12 protein-coding genes are annotated in these 6,411 nt (G+C 60.3%); 7 read left to right on the top strand and 5 right to left on the bottom strand.

All coding sequences use genetic code 11. From position 1 onward, the window contains the following. From V7082_RS21175 to ssb, 7 genes are all read left to right on the top strand, one after another. Window positions 1-318: hypothetical protein (locus V7082_RS21175; RefSeq protein ID WP_334151648.1), on the top strand; the 318-nt coding region annotated here is incomplete at its 5' end. Beyond that, a complete protein-coding gene (locus V7082_RS21170) occupies window positions 318-476 on the top strand; it encodes a hypothetical protein (protein WP_334151647.1) in 159 nt (52 codons plus the stop codon). The genes V7082_RS21175 and V7082_RS21170, both read left to right, overlap by 1 nt. Window positions 477-666: 190 nt before the next feature. After that, window positions 667-1,356 (top strand): hypothetical protein, encoded by a 690-nt coding sequence (locus V7082_RS21165; RefSeq protein ID WP_334151645.1) that lies wholly within the window; start codon window positions 667-669, stop codon window positions 1,354-1,356. A gap of 538 nt (window positions 1,357-1,894) precedes the next feature. Next, window positions 1,895-2,080 carry a hypothetical protein gene (locus tag V7082_RS21160; protein ID WP_334151644.1) on the top strand — a complete coding sequence of 62 codons (186 nt, stop codon included), beginning with the start codon at window positions 1,895-1,897 and terminating at the stop codon, window positions 2,078-2,080. Between the two features lie 15 nt (window positions 2,081-2,095). Beyond that, window positions 2,096-2,599: a DUF5662 family protein gene (locus V7082_RS21155; protein ID WP_334151642.1), complete on the top strand. Its 504-nt coding sequence runs from the start codon at window positions 2,096-2,098 to the stop codon at window positions 2,597-2,599. 9 nt (window positions 2,600-2,608) lie between these two features. Beyond that, window positions 2,609-2,854, top strand: coding sequence for a hypothetical protein (locus tag V7082_RS21150; RefSeq protein ID WP_334151640.1), 246 nt, complete (start codon window positions 2,609-2,611; stop codon window positions 2,852-2,854). 14 nt (window positions 2,855-2,868) lie between these two features. Next, window positions 2,869-3,339, top strand: coding sequence for a single-stranded DNA-binding protein (ssb, locus tag V7082_RS21145; protein WP_334151639.1), 471 nt, complete (start codon window positions 2,869-2,871; stop codon window positions 3,337-3,339). Between the two features lie 176 nt (window positions 3,340-3,515). Here ssb and V7082_RS21140 read toward each other — a convergent pair whose 3' ends face one another. The 5 genes from V7082_RS21140 to V7082_RS21120 all read right to left on the bottom strand — a co-directional run bounded on the left by V7082_RS21140 (window position 3,516) and on the right by V7082_RS21120 (window position 6,215). Then, complete coding sequence (locus tag V7082_RS21140; protein ID WP_334151637.1) at window positions 3,516-3,890, bottom strand: hypothetical protein; 375 nt, start codon at window positions 3,888-3,890, stop codon at window positions 3,516-3,518. After that, window positions 3,887-4,072 (bottom strand): hypothetical protein, encoded by a 186-nt coding sequence (locus V7082_RS21135; RefSeq protein ID WP_334151636.1) that lies wholly within the window; start codon window positions 4,070-4,072, stop codon window positions 3,887-3,889. Before V7082_RS21135 ends, V7082_RS21140 begins: the two co-directional genes overlap by 4 nt. 136 nt (window positions 4,073-4,208) lie before the next feature. After that, window positions 4,209-4,424 carry a hypothetical protein gene (locus V7082_RS21130; RefSeq protein ID WP_334151634.1) on the bottom strand — a complete coding sequence of 72 codons (216 nt, stop codon included), beginning with the start codon at window positions 4,422-4,424 and terminating at the stop codon, window positions 4,209-4,211. Between the two features lie 299 nt (window positions 4,425-4,723). Next, window positions 4,724-5,014, bottom strand: a complete 291-nt coding sequence (locus tag V7082_RS21125) for a hypothetical protein (protein WP_334151632.1) — start codon at window positions 5,012-5,014, stop codon at window positions 4,724-4,726. A 178-nt stretch (window positions 5,015-5,192) separates the two neighbouring features. Further along, on the bottom strand, window positions 5,193-6,215 hold the full coding sequence (locus V7082_RS21120; protein ID WP_334151631.1) for a hypothetical protein: 1,023 nt from the start codon (window positions 6,213-6,215) through the stop codon (window positions 5,193-5,195). Between the last annotated feature and the right edge of the window lie 196 nt (window positions 6,216-6,411).

Here is a 6,411-nt window from a genome sequence, read left to right as displayed (position 1 = left end):
TACGGGTTTGAGCGCATCAACCGCACACAGTTGCAGATGTGGGCTGAGGCGGTGAGCGACGACGAAGGGCTTGGCGTTGATGAGAAGGCGCTAGCGTTGAAGCTGGTTGGAGAGTTCAGCGACAGCGATGGCGAGCACGTTACGGTGGAATTCTGCCCTATGAGCACGGAGGACTCCGTGCGCAGGGTCTCGGTAGACCGTTTGATCGACTGCGGTCACATCCGTGTCCTGTGGACTCGTGGGGTCGGCAACAGGACGTTATTCGGCATTGTGCTTGGGCACGAGGTCTGGACGCCAGACAACGGAGAGGCCGCCTAATGACCTCTCGCTCCACCCGCCTCAAGGGCTACCGCGTCACCCGCAAGGGCTCGAAGGTGATCCTCGAGCCGATCCCCTGCTACGGGCTGGATGCGAGCGCTCGCATTCGTCAGCGGAAGAGCAAGAAGCAGCGCGTGGTCAGAAAGGTTCCGGCATGAGCGAGCGAGCCAAAAGCTGGTGGCAAGACATGCCGGAGCACTACGAGCCGTCCGCAGTTCCAGCTCTCACGGTGTATCCGTCTGAGGCAGTGGATACCGGGCTCCTGGACGCCGACGGCAACCCCATCATGCGCTCGCCGGCGCGCATTGGATTTCTGCCGAGCGTTCCACGTGAAAGGGAGGGACACGCTTGAACACTTTGCAGTCTACGCCCGAGCAAAAGCATCTAGCCCAGAAACTATACGAGAAGCGTCTGGCAGACGAAAAACGCCGGGAGGCGGAAGAGCGCGAACGCAATGCTCGACGTGCTGAGCGTGAGGCATCGCGGCCCACAAAGGAGCGCCTCAGCAAGGGCGACATCGAGAAGGAAGTGGTGAAATACCTGGGGGTCAGGTATCGCCCGAAACCGACGACCTACGAGCGGTATCGGGAGAAGATGGAAGACGAGGTGCAGTTCGTCTTTGACCGTCTTGTTGAAGACGCCGCCACCGCCGACGTAAAGGGCGTGACGCTCAACTACGATCGTACTGGTTGCCGCGCTGCAAGCGACCGAATGGGCGGCCTCGGAGCGGCTCACGCAACGCAGATTGAGGCCTACCACCGCTACACGTACCTGATGGAGAGCCTGACACCACGACTCCAATCCGTCGTGCGCTGGCTGGTGATCGGAGAGTGCCTCGATAACGGCAAGCGCCCGACGCCGGCTGATGTTGGCCATTACATCGTCGGATGGTGGAGGGGCGAGGATGCGTGTCACGCGGCAGGCGTTACCGCAATGAAGATTGCCGGCGACATCCTCGTGGAGGCTTGGCACGCGTACAACATGGATCAGCGGTTCCGGCAGGCGCGGGTGCGGGAGATGCGGGAGGTGAACCCGTGAATATCCACGATGAAACCCCGCCGCCAGTGAGACCCACATGGGACACGACCGAGACGGCGAGACTCTGGTGAGATTTGCCGTCATGGTGTTCGTGGCCCTGTTCCCGGTTCTCATGTTCTCGGCAGGGTATTATGAGGGGCAGAAGATGAGGCGAGGGGACGTGTGCTCGCCGGCCCGCGCTACAAGGCTCTTGGTAATTCAATGAGCGTGAACTGTATGCGGTGGATTGGCGAGCGCATCGACATGGTTGACAGAATTATACGGATCAAGGCCGCATGACCGACCCTACCATCACCCTCACCACCCATGAGCTATCATCTCCGCTCCGTATTCCAGAACCGGAAGCAGAGCCTCTGAAGCATCCGACACGTATCCCTATCCTATCGGACGGAGGTTCGTGGAAGTACGTCCGATATGTCCGGCATCACGAAGTCGAAGCGTACATCGCGAGAGGATGGGTCGTGTCGGACGATCTGTCAGGGACGCATCATGGCGCGCACGCTGCGCTGATGTCCTGGCCACATGAGGGAGAGCCGGAATGAGCAAGGCCGGTAAGAAAATCATCGAGGGGTTAGAGGGCGCTGCTGAATACGCGAGAGTCCGTCAGCACATTCTCGACTGGATACGAGAAGACGTCCCCTTAGCAGGGAAGATGAACCTGTATCCGGAGCATGTTTCCAAACTGTTGGACAGGATATGCGGGTCGAAGACGAGTGCGCGTTAGGAAGGGAGATAGAGGATGACGGAAGACGAGATCAACACAGACCGCGCTGAGTGCGTCACGCGAAAGCACATGCAGCGGGTTTCAGAGCTTTTGGGAGAGGCCGCGTGCGAGATGATCCGCCGCGCTTCCGCGCACGATAAGTCGAAGTTGTCAGACGTAGAGCTTGTGCCGCTCCAGCGTATGCAGGATCTGATCGACGCGGAAGGGCAGGCACCCTACGGAAGCGATGAATACAAGCGTCGAACGGCGTTGCTTGGTCCGATGCTGAAGCATCACTATGCGAACAACAGCCACCACCCAGAGTACCATCCTAACGGTGTCGAGGGGATGGACCTGTTTGACCTGATCGAGATGTTTTTCGACTGGAAGGCCGCAAGCGAACGCGGGGAAGAAAGCTCGATGAACATCGGTGCCGCGTGCAAGCGCTTTAGTGTTGCGCCGCAGCTTCAAAGCATTCTCCGCAACACGGCCGACCGGCTTGGCTATAGGGCCGACGCCGCTCCGCTCGCAGCAGAATAGAGGCAGATCATGACAGCACCAATCGACCCGGCCAAGGACTTTACAGACGACGATCTCCAAGGGTTGGCGCGTCGCGTAGCGAACTACGCGGTGGAATCCGCTGAGGCGCACAACAGAGCGGCCGTCTACTCCTCGTCTCTGTTCCGCGAGAGCATTTTCAACGAGGCTCTACAAATGCTGCGCACGGCAGTCATGCATGAACGACAGCGCGCAGGCAGGGACATTGATAGCCTAAAGCCGACGCACTGGAATTGAGGGGAGCACATCACATGGGCGGATCGGTCAACAAGGTAATTCTCATTGGTAACTGTGGTCGCGATCCCGAGATCCGCTCCACACAGTCGGGGTCCAAGATCGCGAACCTCCGCATCGCCACAAGCGAGAGCTGGAAGGACAAACATTCGGGTGAGCGCAAGGAGCGCACCGAATGGCACTCGGTCGTGATCTTCAACGAGAACCTAGTCCGCGTCGTCGAGCAGTACGTCTCCAAGGGCTCGAAACTCTACGTCGAAGGGCAGTTGCAGACGCGAAAATGGCAGGACCAATCGGGACAAGACCGCTACTCGACGGAGATCGTCCTACAGGGCTTCAACGGCGTTCTTACGATGTTGGACGGCAAGGGTAGCGGAGACCGTCAAGAACCCCGCCAGGAGCCACAGGAGGGGCGGGAACGGTCTTCGTCGAATGGTGGCGGACGTGCGTTCGATCAAGAGATCCCGTTTGGGCCGGAAATGCGATGATGAGAGTAGCGGCGCTGATCGCAACGCACCTGTTTGTCTTCGTGCTGGGCATTCGGTTTGCTGAATGGTCAGCGCGCGAAGAGCACGCGACGATGCGAGCTGCCGGCAGGTGGCTGCGTTCTCTCGTCTCATAAGAAAACCCCGGAAGCCTGAGCCTCCGGGGTCATGGGGTGGGATTAGCCGTTGCGGAGACGGCCATCCAGCACAAATGCGGCCTTGCTCCTGGCGATGGCGAGGCCGTAGGCGGCGCGCTGGGCTGCAACGCAGGGCCACCCGCGCTTTCGCGCTTCGTCGTCGCTCGACGCGAGTTCAAGACTGATCTCGGCAGCATCCCCGTGCTTCTTCGCGAACGCGTCGGCCTGCTTGATGAGTTCGCCTGCCGCCCGCTCAATCGTGGCGTAGAGCGCGCGCAGCTCATCAACGACGGACGCTGGCGTTGGATTGCGCCCCGAAGACCAGGACTTCACCGTGTCGAGACGGACTCCTAAAACTTCTGCGGCCTCCCTGTGAGAGAGGCCGCAGCGGTCGATCAGGAGGGAGAAGGGGGTCATTCGCAGGTCCGGCTGTCGATCAGCGTGGGCTCGTCGCCCGAGTTGTCCCAGAGCTCCACCGAGACTTTGGTGCGGTCGTTGGTGGTGTCTTCGAAGTCGGCCTCGGCGTCTTTGAGATTGTCGAAGCCGCTGTCGCCATCGCCGCCGGAAACGTACTGCGTCAGAACCGTATAGCGTGCCATCGTAAGGTCTCCTACCTCTTGCGGAGGGCCAATCCCGCCGCGTCAACGTCCTCAGTATACACCGATGGTGTATGGCGTCAATGGGGGCCGTGCGGATTTTTTCAAAAAAATCCCCGGAGCGGTGAGGCTCCGGGGTCTATTTGCGCCGCCCCTTAAGCGCCGCGTCCGGCAGCCCATAACGGAGCATGTAGCGGAGCAACAAGGCGGCGTCGTGCGGGATGCGCTGCTTTTCGGGAGCGTCATCATCCTCCCAGTATTTGATCGCCCGCACACCCCGGCCAAGAATCGCGGCTAGAGCCACTTGCGTGATGCCGAGTGCCTCTCGAGCGGAGCGGACGTCGGCGGGGGTCATACCCTACGCTCGAGATCGACACGAAATGCGTTTAGGTCTTCGAAGAAATCAGGCATTTTTTCCGCTCCCGCCCAGGCTCTCGTCGCTCCTCAGGCCCAAGGCTGTACGAACTCGCCCAGGTTTGTCTGTCTCCAACCACGCACCGCGGCCGTCACGCAGTCCGCGGAACGTGGCGCCGTCAAGAATCTCGCTGCTATTGCGATAAAGCAGGACGCCGCTCCCATAGCTGGATCGGCTATCGTGCACGGTCCAGCGGAGAGCCCGCGCGGTCTCTCCGGGAACGTGGAGGACGTAGGGCATTAGTTAATCATCTCATCGTCGAGATAACGCTGCAGGACCTCCTCAGGAGTCGCGGCGTCGGTCCACACAGTTTGGCCCGACGAGCCGGAGCCGACGAGGACAACACCGCCGCGCCGATGTTCGGCGCTGTGGACGATGTGCAGGCTGCGCAGACCGTCAATAAGGCCGTCACGATCCGCGAAGCCGTGCTCCCAGGCGGTCAGTTCAGACGTCGGGGTGTCTTCGATCTCGGCACGCAAATTGTGGTCGAGATCTGCGATAGAGAGGGGAGAGAGAGTGAGATCAATCATATCCTGGTCCTTTCCAGAGCCTCCGCAAACCCCGAGGCGCGGGTATCGGTGCGTCCCGATACAAATCAATATAGTGCATCTAGATGCACCTTGCAATAGGTATTTGCGCGCGGTGGAAATAAAAACCCCGGAGCTGTAGCCCCGGGGTCCAACTGTTAGATATTTTCTAGTAGTTCGTTCATCCTGCCGCCACGGCCTTCCTACGTCCCTCCGTCCGCCTTACGATCCCGAACCGTTCTGCCTCGGGGCTGTTGAGCCAGTCAGAGAGCGTTGAGTTCGGCACGCCGTACGTCCGGGCCATCTCACGCTGGCTAGGGAACGCATCTCCCCTACGCATTTTGCCGGCGATGTCAGCCAGGGCTTCTTCCCGACGCCATGACCTAGACCGCTTCGGCGGCTTCGGATCATCGTCCGTCGGACGGATGAACGCGATCACGTTGCTCACCTCGGACGGATCGATGACAGGGAAATCAGACTGACCGGACACGTCGGTTGCCGGCGCGGACGGACGCTCGGCTTTCACCGGACGGTGCCGGAATGCGAAGCCGAGGCAGAGGATGGAGCCCAACTCAAACAGGAGTGTGGTGAGAAACGGGACGACCAAGACCGACCCCGCCTTCACAACCTCCTTCTCTGCCCCAAATACAGCTGCCAGGGCGGCAAAGTTGTCCGCCTCGGGGGTGATAGGCTTCGGAGGCCCGATGCGGTCCAAATCGGCCCTATGCCCCTTGAGGATGGCCTCGTGCACCTCGATGGCAGCCTCAATGCCCCGGCACTTCGGGCCGCGCCCGGACTTGCACTCCTGCACGAGGCTAGCCTGCGCTTCTGCGAGTCTCGCTTCTGACCGCGCTACCGCGGCTTTGGTGGTGGCCCGCTGCTCGGCAGCGAGATCGGCCTCAGCCTGGCTCTGGAACGTGTGTTCCGCCTGCCGGCCCGTGCTTTTGTAGACCACCAATCCGGTGGCAACTAGAAACAGGACGGCAAAGCCGACGACGCCAAGAGCGTGGCGAGCTCGCCAAGCATCAACGACAAGGTGTCCGAAGAAAATCGCGAGCGAGACAATCCCGATCACGAGGGCATGTTTCAGGCTGAACTCCGCGGCTCCGGAGGCGACATCCTCAAGAAGAATGCCGAGAGCGCAGAGGGTGGAGATGACGCCAGCCGCTAGCGCGATGGCGCGTCCGGTGATATGATGTTTCATCGTGTCGTTTCCTTCTCCAAATCGCTTGGGTGGATTCACACACGGCCCGGAGAGCGTTGCTGCGCCTCCGGGCCAACTCATCCTTAAAGATCGAAGTCCGGGTCTGAGATCCCGTCATCATTCGCCTCGGCAAGAATGATCGCGTCGGCTTCCGTCAGATTTTCAAAGTCCATTTTGTAGTCCTCGCTTGGGTGGT

Origin of the sequence: Hyphomicrobium sp., from assembly GCF_036833075.1 — a bacterium.
Lineage (GTDB): Bacteria > Pseudomonadota > Alphaproteobacteria > Rhizobiales > Hyphomicrobiaceae > Hyphomicrobium_C.
The sequence above is the reverse complement of the archived record's forward strand: the minus strand, read 5'-3'. Positions and strand labels throughout refer to the sequence as shown.

What these genes read in the sequence shown, in the direction of transcription:
- V7082_RS21120 (WP_334151631.1), bottom strand. Translation starts at nt 6,215, where the DNA reads ATGAAACATCATATCACCGGACGCGCCATCGCGCTAGCGGCTGGCGTC.
- V7082_RS21170 (WP_334151647.1), top strand. Translation starts at nt 318, where the DNA reads ATGACCTCTCGCTCCACCCGCCTCAAGGGCTACCGCGTCACCCGCAAG.
- V7082_RS21150 (WP_334151640.1), top strand. Translation starts at nt 2,609, where the DNA reads ATGACAGCACCAATCGACCCGGCCAAGGACTTTACAGACGACGATCTC.
- ssb (WP_334151639.1), top strand. Translation starts at nt 2,869, where the DNA reads ATGGGCGGATCGGTCAACAAGGTAATTCTCATTGGTAACTGTGGTCGC.
- V7082_RS21125 (WP_334151632.1), bottom strand. Translation starts at nt 5,014, where the DNA reads ATGATTGATCTCACTCTCTCTCCCCTCTCTATCGCAGATCTCGACCAC.
- V7082_RS21160 (WP_334151644.1), top strand. Translation starts at nt 1,895, where the DNA reads ATGAGCAAGGCCGGTAAGAAAATCATCGAGGGGTTAGAGGGCGCTGCT.
- V7082_RS21135 (WP_334151636.1), bottom strand. Translation starts at nt 4,072, where the DNA reads ATGGCACGCTATACGGTTCTGACGCAGTACGTTTCCGGCGGCGATGGC.
- V7082_RS21130 (WP_334151634.1), bottom strand. Translation starts at nt 4,424, where the DNA reads ATGACCCCCGCCGACGTCCGCTCCGCTCGAGAGGCACTCGGCATCACG.
- V7082_RS21140 (WP_334151637.1), bottom strand. Translation starts at nt 3,890, where the DNA reads ATGACCCCCTTCTCCCTCCTGATCGACCGCTGCGGCCTCTCTCACAGG.
- V7082_RS21155 (WP_334151642.1), top strand. Translation starts at nt 2,096, where the DNA reads ATGACGGAAGACGAGATCAACACAGACCGCGCTGAGTGCGTCACGCGA.